The organism is Frigoribacterium sp. 2355, assembly GCF_054060695.1.
Genome location: NZ_JBSSDL010000011.1, coordinates 44,298 through 63,206 on the forward strand (window position 1 = coordinate 44,298; position 18,909 = coordinate 63,206).

The following is an 18,909-nucleotide window of genomic DNA, read 5'->3' on the forward strand; positions in this document are numbered from 1 at the left end:
GCCTCGCGCCTCCTCGGCTCTGACGGTAGGATCGAGCACGCATCGATCCGGCCATCACCGGGGAGCACCCGGAAGAAAGCGACCGGCGGGCCCAGGCCCGGTGGTCGTCGGTAGAACCGGGCGGGGCAGGCCCGTCACAGCCGCAGCAGAGCGGTCGCGGTCGCCGTCCGAGAGGACGACGACGGCGGCAAGCGGGGTGGTACCGCGCCACCCGGGTCAGGCACCCGGACGGCGTCCTCGTGGTCAGAAGGTCCCTCGGCCAGCGCAGCGGGGGCGACCCACCGCACGACCTGGAGAACCGATGACCTACCCCAAGGGTTCCGACGCCACCGGCGTCCCCGCCTCGCCGCGATTCCCCGAGATCGAGACCGGCGTCCTCGCCTTCTGGAAGCGCGACGACACCTTCGCCGAGTCGATCCGTGCACGCGAGGGCTGCGACGAGTGGGTCTTCTACGACGGCCCGCCGTTCGCCAACGGCCTGCCGCACTACGGACACCTCCTGACGGGCTACGCCAAGGACGTCTTCCCGCGCTACCAGACCATGCGCGGCAAGCAGGTGCACCGCCGCTTCGGCTGGGACACCCACGGCCTGCCCGCCGAGCTCGAGGCGATGCGTCAGCTCGGGCTGACCGAGAAGCACGAGATCGACGACATGGGCATCGACGTGTTCAACGCCGCCGCCCGCCGATCGGTGCTGCAGTACACCGACGAATGGCAGCGGTACGTCACCCGCCAGGCGCGCTGGGTCGACTTCGACCACGACTACAAGACCCTCGACGTCGACTACATGGAGAGCGTCGTCTGGGCCTTCAAGCAGTTGCACGACAAGGGACTCGCCTACGAGGGCTTCCGTGTGCTGCCCTACTGCTGGCACGACCAGACCCCCTTGTCCAACCACGAACTGCGCATGGACGACGACGTCTACAAGAACCGTCAGGACCAGACGGTCACCGTCGCCTTCCCCCTCGTCGGCGCCAAGGCCGAGGCGCTCGGCCTGACCGGCGTCGAGGCGCTGGCCTGGACGACCACCCCGTGGACCCTCCCGACCAACATGGCGCTGGCCGTGGGACCGGCCATCGACTACGTCACCGTGCCCCACGCCCTCCTGCCGGGCGAGCGCACCGGCGACCAAGAGCTGTTGACCGGCAGCGTGTTCCTGCTCGCGGCCGACACGCTCGGCGCCTACGCGCGCGACCTGGGCTACGAGTCCGCCGAGTCCGCCCAGGCCGCCGTCACCGCGACCTTCACCGGTGCCGAGCTCGAGGGCGTCGAGTACGACCGCATCTGGGACGTCTACGCCGACACCGAGGCCTGGGGCACCGAGAACGCCTGGCGCGTGCTGGTCGCCGACTACGTCGCCACCGGCGAGGGCACCGGCATCGTGCACCAGGCCCCGGCCTACGGCGAGGACGACCAGCTGGTCTGCGCCGCCGCGGGCATCCCCGTGATCGTCTCGGTCGACGACGGTGGGCGCTTCCTGCCGATGTTCGACGAGCTGGGCGTCGCCGGCCTCCAGGTCTTCGAGGCCAACAAGCCGTTGGTGCAGCGCCTCCGCGCCGACGGTCGCCTGGTGCGCCTCGCCAGCTACGAGCACAGCTACCCGCACTGCTGGCGCTGCCGCAACCCGCTGATCTACAAGGCGGTGTCGAGCTGGTTCGTGCGCGTCACCGAGTTCCGCGACCGCATGGGCGAGCTGAACCAGCAGATCACCTGGGTGCCCGACAACGTCAAGGACGGCCAGTTCGGCAAGTGGGTCGGCAACGCCCGCGACTGGTCGATCTCGCGCAACCGCTACTGGGGTTCACCGATCCCGGTGTGGAAGAGCGACGACCCCGCCTACCCGCGCGTCGACGTCTACGGCTCGCTGGCCGAGATGGAGGCCGACTTCGGCCGCCTGCCGCTCAACGCCGACGGCGAGCCCGACCTGCACCGCCCCTACATCGACGAGCTCACCCGACCGAACCCCGACGATCCGACCGGGCAGAGCACGATGCGCCGCATCGAGGACGTCCTCGACGTCTGGTTCGACAGCGGCTCGATGCCGTTCGCGCAGGTGCACTACCCGTTCGAGAACCAGCAGTGGTTCGACGAGCACAGCCCTGCCGACTTCATCGTCGAGTACATCGGCCAGACCCGTGGCTGGTTCTACACGCTGCACACGCTCTCCACCGCGCTGTTCGACCGCCCGGCCTTCTCGAACGTGGTCAGCCACGGCATCGTGCTCGGCTCCGACGGCCAGAAGATGTCGAAGAGCCTGCGCAACTACCCCGACGTCAGCGAGGTCTTCGACCGCGACGGGGCCGACGCCATGCGCTGGTTCCTCATGTCGAGTTCGGTGATCCGCGGCGGCAACCTCGTCGTCACCGAGGAGGGCATCCGCGAGGGCGTCCGGCAGTTCCTGCTGCCGCTCTGGAGCACCTGGTACTTCTTCTCGCTCTACGCCAACGCGGCGTCCGGAGGCGCGGGTCGTCACGCCGCACCCGGTCACGACGCGCAGTGGCGAACCGACTCGAGCGACGTCCTCGACCGCTACCTGCTGGCGAAGACGCGCCTCCTGGTCACGGACGTCGAGGCGGCCCTCGACGCCCTCGACACGCCGCGGGCCACCGCGACCCTGCGCGACTTCGCCGACGTCCTGACCAACTGGTACGTCCGACGCTCGCGTGACCGGTTCTGGTCGGGCGACGACGTCGACGCCTTCGACACCCTCTTCACGGTGCTCGAGACCCTCACCCGGGTCGCGGCCCCGCTCGCGCCTCTCGTCGCGGACGAGATCTACAAGGGACTCACCGGGGGTCGCTCGGTGCACCTGATCGACTGGCCCGACGCCTCGGCGTTCCCGGCCGACGACGCCCTCGTGGCCGCGATGGACGCCGTTCGCGCGGTCGCGTCGAGCGGCCTGGCGCTGCGCAAGGCCCAGGGACTGCGCGTCCGCCTGCCTTTGGCCCGTCTGACCGTCGTCACGCCCGACCCCGCTGGCCTCGAGGCGTTCGCCGACATCGTGCGCGACGAGCTCAACGTCAAGCAGGTCGTCGTGACCCGCCTGACCGAGGAGAGCCTCGGAGAATACGGCGTCACCCGCAAGCTCACCGTCAACGCCCGGGCGGCCGGCCCGCGCATCGGCAAGCAGGTGCAACAGGTCATCCCGGCGGCGAAGAGGGGCGACTGGCAGCCCGCGGGCGAGAACGTCGTCGTCGGCGGCGTCGAGTTGCTGCCCGGCGAGTTCACGCTCGAGCTGGCCGTCGCCGACGCGTCGAGCGCTCTCGCCTTCGTCGGCGACGGCGGCTTCGTGCTGCTCGACACCGCGACCACGCCCGAGCTCGAGGCCGAGGGCCTGGCCCGCGACGTCGTGCGTGCCGTGCAGCAGGCCCGGAAGACCGCCGACCTCGACGTGTCCGACCGCATCGTGACGACGCTCACGACCGACGCCGTCGCGGCGGCCGCCGTCGAGGCCCACCGTGAGCTGATCTCCCGCGAGACCCTGACCACCGAGCTGATCGTCGACGTCCAGGAGGGCGTCGGCGAGCGGCCCGAGAAGACCGTCGTCGGATCGGGCTCCGGCTCGGCCGTCGTCGTGGAGGTACGACGCGCATGACCCCGAAGAAGAACGACCGTCAGGGCGATCCCGCCGACGAGCAGGGAGGCGAGTTCGCGGCCGGCGCGCAGCGCGTCCACGACGAGCTGCTGGCACGCATCGGCGAGCAGGCCCCGCAGCCGCGGCTCGAGCCGACCCGGCGGGCCGTCGAGTTGTTGGGCGACCCGCAGCGGGCCTACCCGGTGATCCACCTCACCGGCACGAACGGCAAGACGTCGACCAGCCGGATGATCGAGAGCATCCTGCGGGCGCACGGCCTGCGCACCGGGCTCATGACGAGCCCGCACCTCGTGCGCCTCAACGAGCGCATCGTGGTCGACGGCGAGCCGATCAGCGACGAGCGCCTGGTCGCCAACTGGGACGACATCCAGCCCTACCTGACCATGGTCGACACCGATCTCGAAGCGTCGGGGGAGCCCACCCTGACCTTCTTCGAGGCCCTGACGGTGCTCGCCTTCGCCTGCTTCGCCGACGCTCCCGCCGACGTGGTCGTGCTGGAGGTCGGCATGGGGGGCGAATGGGACAGCACGAACGTGGCCGACGGCCAGGTCGCCGTCTTCACCCCCATCGCCCTCGACCACCAGAACCGTCTCGGCTCGACCGTGGCCGAGATCGCCCGCACGAAGGCCGGGATCGTCAAGCCCACGGCCGCCGTGGTCTCGGCGTCGCAGACCCCCGAGGCCCTGGTCGAACTCGAACGCGCCGTCGAGTTGAGCGAGGGGTCGCTCGCGGTCGAGGGCACCGCCTTCGGCGTCGAGTCCACCACCGTCGCCGTCGGCGGCCAGGTCGTCACGATCCGCGGGCTCGCGGGCCGGTACGACGACCTGCTCCTGCCGCAGTTCGGTGACCACCAGGCCCAGAACGCCGCCGTCGCGGTCGCGGCCGTCGAGTCCTTCCTCGGCGGCGGGTCGCAGCCGCTCGACCACGAGGTGCTCGCCGAGGGACTCGCGAGTGCGACGTCGCCCGGCCGCCTGCAGATCGTCGCCAACGAGCCGACGATCCTGGTCGACGCGGCGCACAACCCGCACGGCGCCCGCGCCCTGGCCAAGGCCCTCGACGACTACTTCCAGTTCGGCGGCGTCGTCGCGGTGCTCAGCGTGTTGGCCGACAAGGACGCCGCGGGCATCGTCCGCGCCCTGGCGCCCACGGTCACCCAGTTCGTCGTGACGAGCTCGCAGTCCGACCGGGCGATCGACGCCGACGAGCTCGCCGCCATCGCGGTGGGCGTCGTGGGTGCCGACCGCGTCGTCGTCGAGACCGACCTCGTGGCGGCCCTGCGCACGGCGCGCGACCTGGCCGACGAGGTCGAGGGCGACGAGCCCGGCGGCGTCGTCGTGACGGGGTCGATCACGCTGGTCGGCGACGTCATCGCCCTCTCGCAGCAGCCCGAGGGGCTCTCGTGACGACGCCACCGCCTCCCGCCGGAGCCGGAGCCGGCGGGCGCGCGCCGCGCCCCCGTCGACGTCGTGGGGCGGCCGAGAGCCTGCTCTCGATCGTCCTCGTGCTCGAGGCCATGACGCTGTTCTTCGTCACCCTCGTGGTCTTCGGGCGGCAGCTGCTGCCAGCCGGCGTCGCCTGGGGCGGAGGCCTCGCCGCGATCGTCCTGACGCTGCTGATCTCGCAGACCCTGCGCTGGCGGTGGGGCGTCGCCCTCGGCTGGCTCGTCCAGCTGGGTCTCGTGGCCTGTGGGTTCCTCGATCCGGTCATGTTCGTCGTGGCCGCCCTGTTCGTGGCCATCTGGACCTACTGCCTCGTCAAGGGCACACAGCTCGACCGCATGAACGCCGCCCGGCTGCGCGACGCGCCCGGTGACGTGGCCTGAGCCGACACCCACCGACCCGTCCTCCGGGCGCCCGCCCGCGAGCCATCCGCCACCCACCGAAAGAGGAGCAATGTCCGATCTCGAAGAAACCCTCGTCCTCGTCAAGCCCGACGGCGTCGCCCGCGGCCTGACCGGCGAGATCCTGCGCCGCATCGAGGCCAAGGGGTACTCGCTCGTCGACGTCCGCCTCGTGCAGGCCGACCGCGACCTGCTCGCGAAGCACTACGAGGAGCACGTGGGCAAGCCGTTCTACGAGCCTCTCGTCGAGTTCATGCAGAGCGGCCCGACCGTCGCGCTGCGCATCGCGGGCGACGCCGTCATCGCGGGCTTCCGCTCGCTCGCCGGCACGACCGACCCGACGACCGCGGCCCCCGGAACGATCCGTGGCGACCTCGGCCGCGACTGGGGCCTGAAGGTCCAGCAGAACCTGGTGCACGGCAGCGACAGCCCCGAGAGCGCCACGCGCGAGCTGGCCCTCTGGTTCTGAGCCGCCGACCGGCGTGACGCCGGAGACCACCGAGCCCGCGCCTCCTGAGTCCATCAGGAGGCGCGGGCTCGGTCGTGTCGACGGGTCGCGTCGTCAGGGGGCCGGCGTCGCCGTCGAGCCCTCGGTGTCGCCCGTGCTCGTGTCACCGGTCGGGGCACCGTTCTGCACCTCGGCGACGAACTGCGCGAAGGTGCTCGCGTCGGTCAACGAGCCCTGGTACTGCTGGCCGTTCACCAGGACGAGCGGGGTGCTCGCGAGCTTGTCGAGCGACGAGTTCGGGATCGGGTCGTTCAACGCCCGCTGGGTGGCCGAGGCGACCCAGTCCTCGAAGTCGCCTCCCGTGATGCACGACGGGATCTGGTCGTCGGTCGCCCCGGCACCCTGCACCAGGGTGACGAGCTCGTCGTTCGTCAGGCCCCGGGTGTTCTCCTCGGGTTGCTGCGCGAACAGGGCGGTGTTGACGTCGAGCGCCTTGTCGGGCTCGTGGTTCGCGACGCAGGCGAAGGCGTTGGCGGCCCGCGTCGAGTACCGGCTGCCCTGCGAGGCGTTGTCGAGGAACCCGATCGGGTGGATCGCCAGGGTCGCGGCACCGCTCGAGACGGCTTCCTCGAGCTGCTGGGCGTTCGTCGTGTCGAACTGGCCGCAGAACGGGCACATGTAGTCGAGGTAGACCACGATCGACGGCACGTCGCCCGAGGCGCTGGGGGCCGGGGTCGGGGTCGCGTCGGCGGCGAGAGCGCTGCTCGGCACGGCGGTGACCGCCCCGTTCGAGCCCTCGAGCACCAGGCCGTCACTGGCCATGTTCGCAGGGCCGGGACCGGCCGGCTTGATCGACTGCGTGATGACGAGCGCGACGATCGCGAGCACCGCCACGATGCCCACGACCAGGCCGCCCTGCAGGAGCCACTTGTTGCGTCGTCGACGACGGGCCTCGGCCTCGCGCGTGACGCGGGCCTTCTCGCGGGCTGCTTCTCGGCGTTCTTTCTTGCTGGCGGGGGAGTCGGTGGGTGGCGTCATCAGTCCTCGTCGTGGCTCGGGGGTCGTCGGTCAAGACTGGCGAGGTCGACCCTGATTCGGCTGGGAGCGACCTGGGTGCGACCGAGGGGGCGTGTGGGCCCGAGCCGGGGACGCGAGGAGGTGCGGCTCACCCGAACAGCGTCGGGAGCAGCAACGGGAACACGACGACGATGGTCGTGGCGACGACGATGTAGTTGAGCACCGGCAGCACCCACGAGTAGGGGAGGAAGCGTGCCGCCGCACGTCGGAGCGGCCCGTCGGGGACGGTGACGCCGCGAGCCGCGCCCCACACCGTGAAGACCCAGAACAGCGGGATGGTGAAGAGCCAGACGAGCATGCACCACGGGCAGAGCGCGCCGATGACGAACACGGTCTGGGTGAAGAGCCAGGTGATGAAGATCCAGGCGAGCAGCAGCCCGAGGTTGAAGGCCAGCCAGAACCACCGGGCGAAGCGCGCACCGGCGAGCAGGCCCAGGCCCACCCCCACGGGGGCCGCGAAGCCGATCAGGCCGAGGATCGGGTTGGGGAAGCCGAAGAGCGAGGCCTGCCAGCTGTTGATGACGGGTGAGCAGCCCACGAACGGGTTGACGTCGCAGCCGAGCGCCGCGCCCGGGTTCTCGAGCAGTCGGAACTTGTCGAGGGTCAGGGCGAAGGCCCCCACGAGTCCGCCGAGACCGGCGACGACGAGCAGCACGGCCGCGACGAACGGGGTGCGGCCGGTGGGCAGGGTCACGGCCCGAGGCGTCTCGACGGTCACGTCCAGCAGTATCGCACGGGCCGTCGGGGCGTCCGCTTTGACCCCGGACCGGCGTGGGCGTGCGATAATCGAGCCAGTCGTGGGGCCCAGGCCCCGAGATCCAGGCTTACCGGGCAGTGCCGGCCGTCGTCGTCACGCGAGAGATCGCGTGGTCGACCAGGTCGAGCGGAATCCGGGCCAGAGCGCAGGCGCTCATCGTCGGATGGCCAGTTCCGAACCAGCAAGGCGACACGAAGAACAGCACGTCGACGAACGACATCGAGGGCGACGACCGCAGGTCGGTCGACACCCCGGGTGACCGAACGTGGCGTGTCCGAGAAGGCGCGCCGTGAGAGGGCGCGGTGGTCAGGGGCAGGTGCCACGTCACCGCCCGGCCACGACACGAGAATTCCTGCCGACGGCATGGCCTCGGCGGGGCGAGGAGCGCACCGCAAGTGGTGAACGACAACACAGACAACGACGGACGTCCGAAGAAGAGAAGGGGATTGTTCGCAGGCCTCAGGGCTCGCCAGGCGGCGGTCGACGCCGCCCCGGCGACGGCCCCCGCCAGGCAGCAGGCAGCACTCCCTTCACCCGTCCGGACGACAGACGACGCCCAGGAGGCATCACCCGTGACCCACGAGACCGAGACCACCGACGAGCAGGTCGCGGCCCAGGCCCCGACCTCCCAGCAGGGCGAGACCGACGCCGTCGCCGAGGCGTTCGTCGCTGCGGCGACCCAGCCGTCACCGACCGGGGCCGCGACGGCCGACGACGAGACGACCGACGGGGCGTCGCCGATCCCGGCGAACCTCACGACGACGTCGTTGATCTTCCACGCACCCGAGATCACCGTCCTGCCGGCCCGCCCCGGTCGACGACAGCGCGACGACCGTGACGACCGGTACGACCGCGACGACTCGTGGGACGACGACCGCGAGGGCGACGACGACGACCGCGACGACCGTGACGAGCGCGACGACCGCGAGCAGCAGCCCGCCTCGCGTCGCCGCCAGCGTGGCCGCTCGCAGGACCGCGAGGAGCGCGACTCCGAGCCCCGTGGTCGCGACCGCGACCGTGCCCCGCGTCAGGCCGAGCTCATCACCGAGCCGCAGCGCATCAAGGGCTCCACGCGTCTCGAGGCGAAGAAGCAGCGTCGTCGCGACGGCCGGGACGCGGGACGCCGTCGCACCGTCATCACCGAGGCCGAGTTCCTCGCCCGTCGCGAGAGCGTCGACCGCAAGATGATCGTCCGCTCGTCGGGCGACCGCATCGAGATCGGCGTCATGGAGGACGGCACCCTGGCCGAGCACTACGTCGCCAAGGCGCAGAACGTGTCGTTGATCGGCAACGTCTACCTCGGTCGCGTCCAGAACGTGCTGCCCAGCATGGAGGCCGCCTTCGTCGACATCGGACGCGGTCGGAACGCCGTGCTCTACTCGGGCGAGGTCGACTGGGACTCGCTGTCGACGGGCAACCAGCCCCGTCGCATCGAGCTGGCCCTCAAGCCCGGTGACCGCGTGCTCGTCCAGGTCACCAAGGACCCCGTCGGCCACAAGGGCGCCCGTCTCACGAGCCAGATCTCACTGCCGGGCCGCTACCTCGTCTACGTGCCCAACGGCTCGATGAACGGCATCAGCCGCAAGCTGCCCGACACCGAGCGCGCGCGTCTGAAGAAGATCCTCAAAGAGGCCCTGCCGGAGAACACCGGCGTCATCGTGCGCACGGCGGCCGAGGGCGCGACCGAAGAGCAGCTGACCCTCGACGTCAAGCGCCTCACCAACCAGTGGGCCGACATCGAGAAGAAGGTCGCGGCGGGCAACGCCCCGAACCAGCTGCACTCCGAGCCCGACCTGCTGATCAAGATCGTGCGCGACGTCTTCAACGAGGACTTCCACGAGATGGTCATCGACGGCGATGAGGCGTTCGAGACGCTGCAGTCGTACCTCTCGGCGGTGGCGCCCGACCTCATGGACCGCGTCAAGCGCTACGAGGGTGACAAGGACGCGTTCGACGAGTACCGCCTCAACGAGCAGATCGAGAAGGCGCTCGACCGCAAGGTCTGGCTGCCCTCGGGCGGTTCCCTCGTCATCGACCGCACCGAGGCGATGACCGTCGTCGACGTCAACACCGGCAAGTTCGTCGGTTCCGGCGGAAACCTCGAAGAGACGGTCACGAAGAACAACCTCGAGGCCGCCGAAGAGATCGTCCGTCAGCTGCGCCTCCGCGACATCGGCGGCATCATCGTCGTCGACTTCATCGACATGGTGCTCGAGTCCAACCGTGACCTCGTGCTGCGTCGTCTGGTCGAGTGCCTCAGCCGCGACCGCACCAAGCACCAGGTGGCCGAGGTCACGTCGCTCGGGCTCGTCCAGATGACGCGAAAGAAGTTGGGCCTCGGCCTGGCCGAGTCGTTCTCCGAGGCCGGCAGCGCCGCGCGCGTCCAAGAACAGCAGCCCCGCAAGGGCGGCCAGCAGGGCGACCGCCGACGTGGCGGCCAGGCCGGCGGGTCCGGCAAGTCGGGCGGCAACGGCCACAACACCGGTGCCGGTGCCGGCACCGCGCTGCAGTCCGGTCGCGGCGGCCCCTCGGCGCCGACCGGTGGGGCTCACCCCACGACGGGTACGCACGCCATCACCGACGACGTGAAGAACGCCCTCTCGCGCATCGCGGCGAGCACCATCGCCCATGCCGAAGAAGGCGGCGCCAAGGACGACGACGCGGCCAGCCAGGCCGCCGCGGCGGTCGAGGCCGCCATCGACGCCGCCGCCGCGAGTGCCACGAAGGCCGAGCCGGCCGCCGAGGCAGCCGGTGACCAGGCCGACGAAGGCCGTCGCGGGCGTTCGGGTCGCAAGGGCCGCCGTGGATCGTCACGTGCCGCGCGCGAGACCGGCGAGGACGCCGCCGAGTCGGCTCCTGCCGTGTCGTCGCCCGCCGAGTCCGCTCCTGCCGACTCGAGCGCCGGTGTGATCGAGGTCCCCGCGGCCGCCCCGGCCGAGCGGTCGGCTCCAGCCGCCGCCGTGGCCGCACCCGTCGACGAGCCCACGGAGGCTCCGGTCGCCAAGGCCACGGAGCGTCGCCGGTCGTCGGCCACGGTCTCGACCCCGGACGCCACGGTCGCGATCCTCGACATCCCCGTCGCGACCACGCGTCGCGAGCCGCGTCGCATCAGCAGCCAGGACGCCGAGCAGCTGCTCGACTCGGTGCTGGGTGCGCTGCCCGAGCCGAAGCAGCCCGGGCAGGGGCGTTCGCGTTCGCGCCGCGCCTCCAGCCAGGGCACGACCGCAGCGGCTCCGGCCGAGCCGACGACGACCGGCGAGTCCGGTCCGTTCATCCTCGGCGTGGGGGTCAGCTCCGACGATCTGTAGGTCGTCTAGGGTGACTGCGTGCCTCTGACCCAGCCCGGACCCCCGACCGTCAGGTCGAGGCTCCGGGCTGCGTCCGTCTCGGCCTCGGGGCCGGAGGGACGCGAGCGCCTGCTCGTGGCGGCCACGGCCCTGGTCGTCGTGCTGGTGGCGCGTTTCGCCCTCGGCCTCGTCGCGCTCGTCGGTTCGGCGGTCGGCTTCTCGGTGACGGCGTTCCCCAGCGGGTTCGTCGCGACGCCGGTCGGGCAGTTCCTCGGCAGCTTCGTGCTCTACCCGTTCCCGTTCTACCTCGCCTCGTTCGTCGTGCTCGCCACGATCAGGCCGCTGACGCCGCGGTCCGACCTCCGGACGGTCGTGCGCCACGCCGTGGTCGCGGGCGGAGCGGGAACCCTCGCGCTGGCCGTCGTCGGGATCGTCCCGGGCATCGTGCTCTCGATCGACGGCGGTACGTGGGTGAACCTCGCGCTCTACCTGACGACCATCCCGCTGTCGGCGGGCATCGTCGACACGGCCCTGCTCGTGGCCGGGGCCGTGCTCGCCCGGTTGTGGCTGGGCGGAGGCCACGGCGACGAGGTCTGGGCGGTCGAGCCCGCGCCCCGGGTCGCCGAGGCCGGGGAGGGTGACGACGCGGGCGACGTCGAGGACGACGTCGCGCCTCCTGCCGTCCGGGGCGATCGCTCCACCCGCCTCCCGACGACCGTCGCCGCGGCGCCGTCGGCCCCCGTCGTCCCGCCCGAGCGCCCCGTCGTGCCGTCGCACCCGGCCCCCGCACCGGACGACTGGTCGCGCTTCGCGCCCCCGGCCGGTCCGAACGAGGACTACCGGTGAGCGCTCCCGTCCGGGAGCGCATCGACCACGCCGGGCACGGCGCCGGACGGCGTGCTCGTCGGGCACCGTCGCGCGTCCCGCTGCTCGTGGCCGGTGGGCTCGTGCTCGCCGTGCTCGTGGCGGTCCGCCTCGCCTCGCCCCTCCTCGGCCCGGGCCTGCTGCCGAACGCGCTGCAGGACTTCGTCACGCTGACCATCAGCGTCATCGTCGAGTCGATGCCGTTCGTCCTGCTCGGCATCGTCCTGTCGATCATCGTGCAGGAGTGGCTGCCGCAGGCGTTCTTCTCGTCGTGGCTGCCGAAGCGGGGGCTGCCCCGTCGCGCGGTCATCTCGTTCCTCGGCATGTTCCTGCCCGTCTGCGAGTGCGGCAACGTGCCCCTGGCGCGGGGGCTCGTGCTCAAGGGCTTCACGGTGTCCGAGTCGATGACCTTCCTGCTCGCGGCGCCGATCCTCAACCCGATCACCATCATCACCACGCACCAGGCGTTCGGGTGGGACGACGGCATCCTCGTGGCCCGGTTGATCGGTGGGTTCGTCATCGCGAACCTGATCGGCTGGCTGTTCAGCAAGCACCCGAACCAGCAGAGCCTGCTGACCTCCTCGTTCGCGGCCGAGTGCCGGGTCGACGACGGCCATGCGCACGGCCGGGGTCGCACGGCGAAGAGCGTCGACCTGTTCCGCCGCGAGATGTCGACCATGATGCCCGCGCTGTTCATCGGCGCGGCCATCGCGGGCGCGATCCAGACGATCGTTCCGCGGTCGGTGCTCGTCACGCTCGGCAGCAACCCGGTCTGGTCGGTGCTGGCGATGATGGTGCTGGCCTTCGTCATCTCGATCTGCTCGAACGTCGACGCGTTCTTCGTGCTGCCGTTCGCCTCGACGTTCATGCCCGGCGGCATCGCCGCCTTCCTCGTCTTCGGCCCCATCATCGACGTCAAGATGCTGGCCCTGCTGCGGACGACCTACACACCCAAGGTGCTCGGGCAGGTCACCCTCGTGGTGGCCCTGACCAGTGCCGCGATCGGACTGGTGGTCAACTATGTCGCCTAGCCCTGCTCCTCGCCCCTGGCGCCGACTGCTCGACCGGTGGCAAGGGGTGCTGCTGACGCTCGTCGTCGGCGTCGCCACCCTCTGGCTCGCCGCGACCGGGCAGCTCGTGCTCTACATCCACCCCCGGTACGACGTCTTCACGGTCGTGATGATCCTGATCGGCATGACGCTGTCGTTGGCCACGCTGGCGTTCTCACCCGTCCGGGGCGACGACGCGCACGACGGCCACGACCACGATCCCGGGCACGACCACGACCACGACGGCCGCCTCGACGCGGCCGAGGTGCCCGCGGTCGAGGACGGCCTCCGGCCGCGCCGGCGTCGGCCGGTCGCCACCGGCGCCCGACGTCTCGCCTTCTCGGTGGGCGCCGCCGTCACCGCCGCCATCGCGATCGCCGTCGTCGCCCTGCCCCCGGCCACCCTCACCAGCGCCACGGCCGGCCAGCGCGACGTGAACTCGTCGACCGCGGCGCTCGACCGTACGACCGTGGCCGACGCGACCAGCGCCTCCTCGGACGCCTACCGGTCGTTCAGCGTCCTCGACTGGGCCGGCCTGCTGAGGCAGACGACCGACCTAGCGTTCTACGAGGGCAAGACCGCCGACGTCGTCGGGTTCGTCACGCCGTCCGACACCGACCCCGACGACGTGTTCTACGTGTCGCGCTTCGTGATCACGTGCTGTGCGGTCGACGCCCAGCCCGTCGGCGTGCCCGTCTACCTGCCGGGGTGGCAGGACCAGGTCGCCGCCGACGACTGGGTCGAGGTCACGGGCGGCTTCGACACCAACCGCAGCAGCTCGAGCCAGGACCCCGTCGCCCTCGTGCCCGACGACGTCACCACCGTGGGACAGCCCAGTGACCCGTACCTCTACTGAGGGCGGACGGGGCCGGGGCGCGACAGGAGGGGCTGCCACGCCCGATCCGTTCGCGTCCGACCCCGTGTTCCTCACCGAGCAGGACGCCCGTGAGGCCGGTGCCCGTTGGCGCACGCGATGGATCGCCGTCGTCACCGTCCTCGCGGTGGTCTGTGCCGCCTTCGTGGGCCTGACCTACTTCCAGGGCCCCAAGGCCGGCGAGACGCAGGTCGACACGACGGCCGTGGTCGAGCGTCCCGGTCAGCAGCTGCGGGTGTTCGCCAACCAGGCGCTCGCGCACGTCGACGCCTCGCAGGTGGTCGTGACGCCCGCGGCCGCCTTCACGGTGCAGACGTCGGGTGACGTGGTCGCCGTGACCTTCACCGGTCGGCTCGCGTACGACACCGACTACCACGTCCGCGTCGACGGGGTCTCGAGCGTCTACCAGCGACAGACCTCGACCCTGGAGGCGCGGTTCAGCACGCCCCCGGCGACGGCGTACCGGCTCGTGCGCGGCACGTCCGGGGCCGACGACCGCATCGAACGGGCCGGGCTCCGGGGCTCGGACAGGACGACCGTCTGGTCCGCGCCGCGCATCCAGGCCTACGAGGTGTTCGACTCGGCCGTCGCGGTCGTGACGGACGACGGGACGCAGAGCAGCCTCAGCCTCGTGTCGCTCGACGGGGCCGCCGTCGAGACCCTGCCCGTGCCCGAGGCCCCCGGCTTGATCACCCGCTTCGCGGCCGACCGTGCCACGACCACGCTGGCGTTCTCGTTCCGTCCGACCGGTTCGGACGTCGAGACGTTGTACACGCTGCCGCTGCAGGGGGAGCGGGCGGTGGCCCCGGTCCTCGGCCTGTCCGGGCAGCCCGTCGAACCCACCGACTGGGCCTTCGTGCCGGGTGAGGACGACGTCGTCGTCCAGGCCGTCGACGACTCGGTGAGCGTCATCGACCTCTCGGGAGTGGACCCCGTGCGGCCCGTGGGGACGTACTCGCTGTTGCAGGGGGTGTCGCTCGACGGCACCACGCTGATCGCCGCGTCGGCGATCGCCTCCATGGTCGTCGACCTCGCCACGGGGGACGAGCGCCCCCGTGCCCCCGCCCCGGTCGACGGCGTCCTCCCGTTCGCCGGACCGCTGGTGGCCCTCGACCCAGGCCACGTCGTGCAGCAGGTGTCGGTCCCGTCCGACGACGGGCTCACGTACCGGACGCTCGTCGTCGCCGACGACGGTGCCACGTCACGGACGCTCTGGCAGCCCCCGAGCGCATCCGGTGTCGTCGAGGGCTTCGACGTCTCCCCGAACGGGCAGTACCTGGCGGTCCAGTCGGTCGGGGACGCGACGACGCCGACCGACTACTCGTACACGATCGACCCCGTGGCCGACGGGGTCACGACCACCATCGTCGAGATCGCCTCGGGCGCGGTCGTGGCCAGCTACGAGGGCTTCGACACGAGTTGGTGACCGCGCGGCTGCGGGCCGGGGCGGACGAAACCGGTCAGGCCGTGAGGCCGCGTTTCACCCGCTGGGACACCCGCAGCCCGCTGCGTTCGAGACGGCGGGCGAGGTCGAGGCCGGTCACGGCGACGGCCCCACCGGCGATCAACTCGGCCCGTCGGGACTCGGGCACGTCGTAGTGGTCGTGGTCGAACCCGCGGCGGGGGATGCCGTGACGGGCGGCGAAGGCGTGCAACTCGTCGTACGAGTCGTCGCTCACCAGGTGTGCCCACAACGTGTCGTGGGCCGGCCACACGGCCTCGTCGATCAGGATCACGTCCTGGATGCTAGTCGTCGGTCCGCCTGCCGGTGCGGGGGTCGTGGACGGAGGAGGCGCGGCGCCCGTCGGAGGACGCGTTGACGGCCCCAGCGGCCCCCTGTACGATGGGCGGTTGGTGCGCGCTGGCTCGAGGCCGCGTCGTGCCGGACACCCCAACTCTTAAGGAACAGACATGGTCTACGCAGTCGTGCGCGCCGGTGGTCGGCAGGAGAAGGTCGAGGTCGGCACGATCGTCACCCTCGACCGCCTCAAGGCCGCCGAAGGCGACTCCATCACCCTCCCCGCCGTGCTGCACGTCGACGGTGACACCGTCACCTCCGCCGCCGACGCCCTGGCAGGGATCACCGTGACCGCCGAGGTGCTGAACGACCTGCGTGGCCCGAAGATCGTCATCCAGAACTACAAGAACAAGACCGGCTACAAGCGTCGCATGGGCTTCCGTGCCGACCTGACCCGCGTCAAGATCACCTCGATCACCACCAACTAAGGGGCTGACACCACATGGCACACAAAAAGGGCGCATCGTCCACCCGCAACGGTCGTGACTCGAACGCACAGCGCCTCGGCGTGAAGCGCTTCGGCGGCCAGGTCGTCCTCGCCGGCGAGATCATCGTCCGCCAGCGCGGCACCCACTTCCACCCCGGCGTCAACGTCGGCCGCGGCGGAGACGACACCCTCTTCGCCCTCGCCCCCGGCTCGGTCGAGTTCGGCGCCAAGGGCGGCCGCAAGGTCGTCAACATCGTCGCCTCCGCGACGGCGACGGTCTAGCACCACCACGCGGCGTCGGCACACGACCCGCATCGGCGGCCCCTCGCGGGTCGCACCGTCTGGGGCGAGCATCCTGCTCGCCCCAGACGTGTTTGACCCGGGCAGCTCGCACCGGCACGCACAGACAAAGAGATCAAGCACCTCATGGCCACATTCGTCGACCAAGTGACCCTCCACCTCCGCGCCGGCAACGGCGGCAACGGCTGCGTGTCCGTCAAGCGCGAGAAGTTCAAGCCGCTGGCCGGCCCCGACGGCGGCAACGGCGGTCACGGCGGCGACGTCGTCATCGTCAGCGACAGCGGCGTCACGACGCTGCTCGGGTTCCACCGCGCACCGCACCGCTCGAGCGACAACGGCGGCTTCGGCATGGGCGACCACCGGGCCGGCACCAACGGCGAGACCCTCGAGCTCGTCGTGCCGGTCGGCACCGTCGTGAAGTCCGCCGACGGCGTCGAGTTGATCGACATGGTCGAACCGGGCATGCGCTACGTCGCCGCCGAGGGCGGCATCGGGGGCCTCGGCAACGCGGCCCTCTCGTCGACCAAGCGCAAGGCGCCCGGCTTCGCCCTGCTGGGCACCCCCGGCTGGGCCGGAGACGTCCTGCTCGAACTCAAGGTCGTCGCCGACATCGCGCTCGTGGGCTACCCGTCCGCCGGCAAGTCGAGCCTCGTCGCCGCGCTCTCGGCCGCCAAGCCGAAGATCGCCGACTACCCCTTCACGACGCTGCACCCCAACCTCGGCGTCGTCGAGTCGGGTGACACGCGCTACACGGTCGCCGACGTCCCCGGGCTGATCGAGGGGGCCAGCGAGGGCAAGGGCCTCGGGCTCGAGTTCCTCCGCCACGTCGAGCGCTGCTCGGCCCTGCTGCACGTGCTCGACTGCGCGACGCTCGACCCGGGCCGCGACCCGTTGACCGACCTCGACGTCATCCTCCGCGAGCTCGAGGCGTACCCCGTCCCCGACGGCCAGAAGCCGCTGCTCGACCGCCCGCAGCTGATCGCGCTCAACAAGGTCGACGTGCCCGACGGTCGCGAGCTGGCCGACTTCGTCACGCCCGAGCTCGAGGCCCGCGGCTACCGCGTCTTCGAGATCTCCGCCGTGAGCCACGAGGGCTTGCGCAACCTGTCCTTCGCCCTGGCCGAGGTCGTCGAGGCCAGCCGCGCCGAGATCGCGGCGCGACCCGCGCCTCCTCGGATCGTCATGCGCCCCCGCGCCGTCAACGAGAAGCCCTTCGTCATCAGGGTCGAGGGCGGCACCTACGGCAACGTGTACCGCATCCTGGGCCAGAAACCCGAGCGGTGGGTCGTGCAGACCGACTTCAACAACGAGGAGGCCGTGGGCTACCTCGCCGACCGGCTCAACGCCATCGGCGTCGAGGACGCGCTGTTCAAGGCCGGTGCGCAGGCCGGTTCGACGGTCGTCATCGGCCCCGAGGGCGGCATCGTCTTTGACTGGGAGCCCACCCTCACCTCGACGGCCGAGCTGATGACCAGCGCCCGCGGCACCGACCCGCGCCTGATCCAGAACGACCGCCCGACCCGCAACCAGCGCCGGGAGGAGTACTTCGAGCGCATGGACGCCAAGGCCGAGGCCCGCGCCGAACTCCAGCGTGAACGCGCCGCCGGCCTGTGGACCGACGACGAAGGGTTCCTCGTGAAAGAGGGCGACGACGTCGAAGGCGACGAGCGGGCGTGACCGGGGGCGTCGTCGACCGCGCCGGCCTCGGCACGGCCCGCCGCATCGTGGTCAAGGTCGGCTCGTCGTCGATCAGCGGTGAGAACGCCGGACAGATCGAGCCGCTGGTCGACGCCCTCGCCGCGACCTACGGGCGGGGTGCCCAGGTCGTGCTCGTCTCGTCCGGGGCCATCGCCACGGGCCTGCCGCACCTGCGCGTCGACTCCCGCCCGACCGACCTCGCGACCCAGCAGGCGGCCGCCGCCGTCGGGCAGAACGTCCTGATCTACCGGTACCAGCAGAGCCTGCGCCGCTACGGCATCGTGGCGGGGCAGGTGTTGCTGACCGCCGGGGACATGCAGAACCCGACGCACCGCAGCAACGCCCAGCGCGCCATGGAGCGCCTGCTCGAGCTGCGCATCCTGCCGATCGTCAACGAGAACGACACGGTCGCCACCCACGAGATCCGCTTCGGCGACAACGACCGGCTCGCGGCGCTGGTGTCGCAGCTGGTCGGTGCCGACGCCCTCGTCCTGCTCAGCGACGTCGACGCCCTGTACACCCGCCCGCCGCACGAACCCGGCGCCGTCGCCCTCGTCGACGTGCCCTTCGGCGACGACCTCGCCGGGGTCACCTTCGGTGCGGCCGGTGCGGCCGGCGTCGGCACCGGAGGCGCGGGCACGAAGGTCGCGGCCGCCCGGTTCGCGGCCGAGGCCGGCACCCCCGTCCTCGTGACGAGCGCCGCCAACGTCGCCCGGGCCCTCGCGGGCGAGCAGGTCGGCACCTTCTTCGAGGCGGCGGGAGCCGCGGGGTCGGGACCTGCGGCGGGGGAGCCAGGGACCGCGGGCGGGCGACCGGACTGACCCGCGCCTCCTCGGGGGCGTCCGCGCCGCCGCGGTGACCGCCGGAGCGGTCTCGCGAGACGAGGGAGCGGCGC

General features: G+C 71.5%; 17 protein-coding genes. 13 read left to right on the forward strand and 4 right to left on the reverse strand.

The window, feature by feature from the left end:
* The first annotated feature begins 301 nt into the window (after positions 1 to 301).
* The 4 genes from ileS to ndk all read left to right on the forward strand — a co-directional run bounded on the left by ileS (position 302) and on the right by ndk (position 5,904).
* The gene (ileS, locus tag ACVJ1F_RS12550; RefSeq protein WP_456886589.1) at positions 302 to 3,595 is read left to right on the forward strand and encodes an isoleucine--tRNA ligase; all 3,294 of its coding nucleotides are present in this window, start codon (positions 302 to 304) and stop codon (positions 3,593 to 3,595) included.
* The gene (locus ACVJ1F_RS12555) at positions 3,592 to 4,998 is read left to right on the forward strand and encodes a bifunctional folylpolyglutamate synthase/dihydrofolate synthase (protein WP_456886591.1); all 1,407 of its coding nucleotides are present in this window, start codon (positions 3,592 to 3,594) and stop codon (positions 4,996 to 4,998) included. The genes ileS and ACVJ1F_RS12555 overlap by 4 nt, the downstream gene beginning before the upstream one ends.
* Complete coding sequence (locus ACVJ1F_RS12560; protein WP_456886593.1) at positions 4,995 to 5,417, forward strand: DUF4233 domain-containing protein; 423 nt, start codon at positions 4,995 to 4,997, stop codon at positions 5,415 to 5,417. Before ACVJ1F_RS12555 ends, ACVJ1F_RS12560 begins: the two co-directional genes overlap by 4 nt.
* Before the next feature lie 70 nt (positions 5,418 to 5,487).
* A complete protein-coding gene (ndk, locus tag ACVJ1F_RS12565; RefSeq protein ID WP_056048334.1) occupies positions 5,488 to 5,904 on the forward strand; it encodes a nucleoside-diphosphate kinase in 417 nt (138 codons plus the stop codon).
* A 93-nt stretch (positions 5,905 to 5,997) separates the two neighbouring features.
* On the opposite strand, the gene ACVJ1F_RS12570 is transcribed toward ndk, so the two are convergent.
* The 3 genes from ACVJ1F_RS12570 to ACVJ1F_RS12580 all read right to left on the reverse strand — a co-directional run bounded on the left by ACVJ1F_RS12570 (position 5,998) and on the right by ACVJ1F_RS12580 (position 7,967).
* Positions 5,998 to 6,921: a DsbA family protein gene (locus ACVJ1F_RS12570; RefSeq protein ID WP_456886595.1), complete on the reverse strand. Its 924-nt coding sequence runs from the start codon at positions 6,919 to 6,921 to the stop codon at positions 5,998 to 6,000.
* Between the two features lie 127 nt (positions 6,922 to 7,048).
* The gene (locus tag ACVJ1F_RS12575; protein ID WP_456886597.1) at positions 7,049 to 7,678 is read right to left on the reverse strand and encodes a vitamin K epoxide reductase family protein; all 630 of its coding nucleotides are present in this window, start codon (positions 7,676 to 7,678) and stop codon (positions 7,049 to 7,051) included.
* 106 nt (positions 7,679 to 7,784) lie between these two features.
* Positions 7,785 to 7,967, reverse strand: coding sequence for a hypothetical protein (locus ACVJ1F_RS12580; protein ID WP_056048330.1), 183 nt, complete (start codon positions 7,965 to 7,967; stop codon positions 7,785 to 7,787).
* Between the two features lie 145 nt (positions 7,968 to 8,112).
* Between ACVJ1F_RS12580 and ACVJ1F_RS12585 the strand changes: the two genes are divergently transcribed.
* From ACVJ1F_RS12585 to ACVJ1F_RS12605, 5 genes are all read left to right on the forward strand, one after another.
* On the forward strand, positions 8,113 to 11,025 hold the full coding sequence (locus ACVJ1F_RS12585) for an Rne/Rng family ribonuclease (protein WP_456886600.1): 2,913 nt from the start codon (positions 8,113 to 8,115) through the stop codon (positions 11,023 to 11,025).
* A gap of 18 nt (positions 11,026 to 11,043) precedes the next feature.
* On the forward strand, positions 11,044 to 11,850 hold the full coding sequence (locus ACVJ1F_RS12590; protein ID WP_456886602.1) for a hypothetical protein: 807 nt from the start codon (positions 11,044 to 11,046) through the stop codon (positions 11,848 to 11,850).
* Complete coding sequence (locus ACVJ1F_RS12595) at positions 11,847 to 12,899, forward strand: permease (RefSeq protein ID WP_233568523.1); 1,053 nt, start codon at positions 11,847 to 11,849, stop codon at positions 12,897 to 12,899. Before ACVJ1F_RS12590 ends, ACVJ1F_RS12595 begins: the two co-directional genes overlap by 4 nt.
* The gene (locus tag ACVJ1F_RS12600) at positions 12,889 to 13,773 is read left to right on the forward strand and encodes a TIGR03943 family putative permease subunit (RefSeq protein WP_456886604.1); all 885 of its coding nucleotides are present in this window, start codon (positions 12,889 to 12,891) and stop codon (positions 13,771 to 13,773) included. Before ACVJ1F_RS12595 ends, ACVJ1F_RS12600 begins: the two co-directional genes overlap by 11 nt.
* 64 nt (positions 13,774 to 13,837) lie before the next feature.
* Positions 13,838 to 15,217: a hypothetical protein gene (locus ACVJ1F_RS12605; protein ID WP_456886606.1), complete on the forward strand. Its 1,380-nt coding sequence runs from the start codon at positions 13,838 to 13,840 to the stop codon at positions 15,215 to 15,217.
* Between the two features lie 34 nt (positions 15,218 to 15,251).
* Here ACVJ1F_RS12605 and ACVJ1F_RS12610 read toward each other — a convergent pair whose 3' ends face one another.
* Positions 15,252 to 15,527 carry a DUF4031 domain-containing protein gene (locus ACVJ1F_RS12610; RefSeq protein WP_369794401.1) on the reverse strand — a complete coding sequence of 92 codons (276 nt, stop codon included), beginning with the start codon at positions 15,525 to 15,527 and terminating at the stop codon, positions 15,252 to 15,254.
* A gap of 175 nt (positions 15,528 to 15,702) precedes the next feature.
* On the opposite strand from ACVJ1F_RS12610, the gene rplU reads away from it, so the two are divergent.
* From rplU to proB, 4 genes are all read left to right on the forward strand, one after another.
* Positions 15,703 to 16,017 (forward strand): 50S ribosomal protein L21, encoded by a 315-nt coding sequence (gene rplU / locus ACVJ1F_RS12615; protein ID WP_456886609.1) that lies wholly within the window; start codon positions 15,703 to 15,705, stop codon positions 16,015 to 16,017.
* Positions 16,018 to 16,031: 14 nt separating this feature from the next.
* A complete protein-coding gene (gene rpmA / locus ACVJ1F_RS12620) occupies positions 16,032 to 16,298 on the forward strand; it encodes a 50S ribosomal protein L27 (protein WP_123571842.1) in 267 nt (88 codons plus the stop codon).
* Positions 16,299 to 16,442: 144 nt separating this feature from the next.
* Positions 16,443 to 17,993 (forward strand): GTPase ObgE, encoded by a 1,551-nt coding sequence (obgE, locus tag ACVJ1F_RS12625; RefSeq protein ID WP_123571841.1) that lies wholly within the window; start codon positions 16,443 to 16,445, stop codon positions 17,991 to 17,993.
* Positions 17,990 to 18,835, forward strand: a complete 846-nt coding sequence (proB, locus tag ACVJ1F_RS12630; protein WP_159826900.1) for a glutamate 5-kinase — start codon at positions 17,990 to 17,992, stop codon at positions 18,833 to 18,835. The genes obgE and proB overlap by 4 nt, the downstream gene beginning before the upstream one ends.
* The last annotated feature ends 74 nt before the right edge of the window (positions 18,836 to 18,909 follow it).

What these genes read in the sequence shown, in the direction of transcription:
- ileS (WP_456886589.1), top strand. Translation starts at nt 302, where the DNA reads ATGACCTACCCCAAGGGTTCCGACGCCACCGGCGTCCCCGCCTCGCCG.
- ACVJ1F_RS12555 (WP_456886591.1), top strand. Translation starts at nt 3,592, where the DNA reads ATGACCCCGAAGAAGAACGACCGTCAGGGCGATCCCGCCGACGAGCAG.
- ndk (WP_056048334.1), top strand. Translation starts at nt 5,488, where the DNA reads ATGTCCGATCTCGAAGAAACCCTCGTCCTCGTCAAGCCCGACGGCGTC.
- ACVJ1F_RS12570 (WP_456886595.1), bottom strand. Translation starts at nt 6,921, where the DNA reads ATGACGCCACCCACCGACTCCCCCGCCAGCAAGAAAGAACGCCGAGAA.
- ACVJ1F_RS12600 (WP_456886604.1), top strand. Translation starts at nt 12,889, where the DNA reads ATGTCGCCTAGCCCTGCTCCTCGCCCCTGGCGCCGACTGCTCGACCGG.
- rplU (WP_456886609.1), top strand. Translation starts at nt 15,703, where the DNA reads ATGGTCTACGCAGTCGTGCGCGCCGGTGGTCGGCAGGAGAAGGTCGAG.
- rpmA (WP_123571842.1), top strand. Translation starts at nt 16,032, where the DNA reads ATGGCACACAAAAAGGGCGCATCGTCCACCCGCAACGGTCGTGACTCG.
- obgE (WP_123571841.1), top strand. Translation starts at nt 16,443, where the DNA reads ATGGCCACATTCGTCGACCAAGTGACCCTCCACCTCCGCGCCGGCAAC.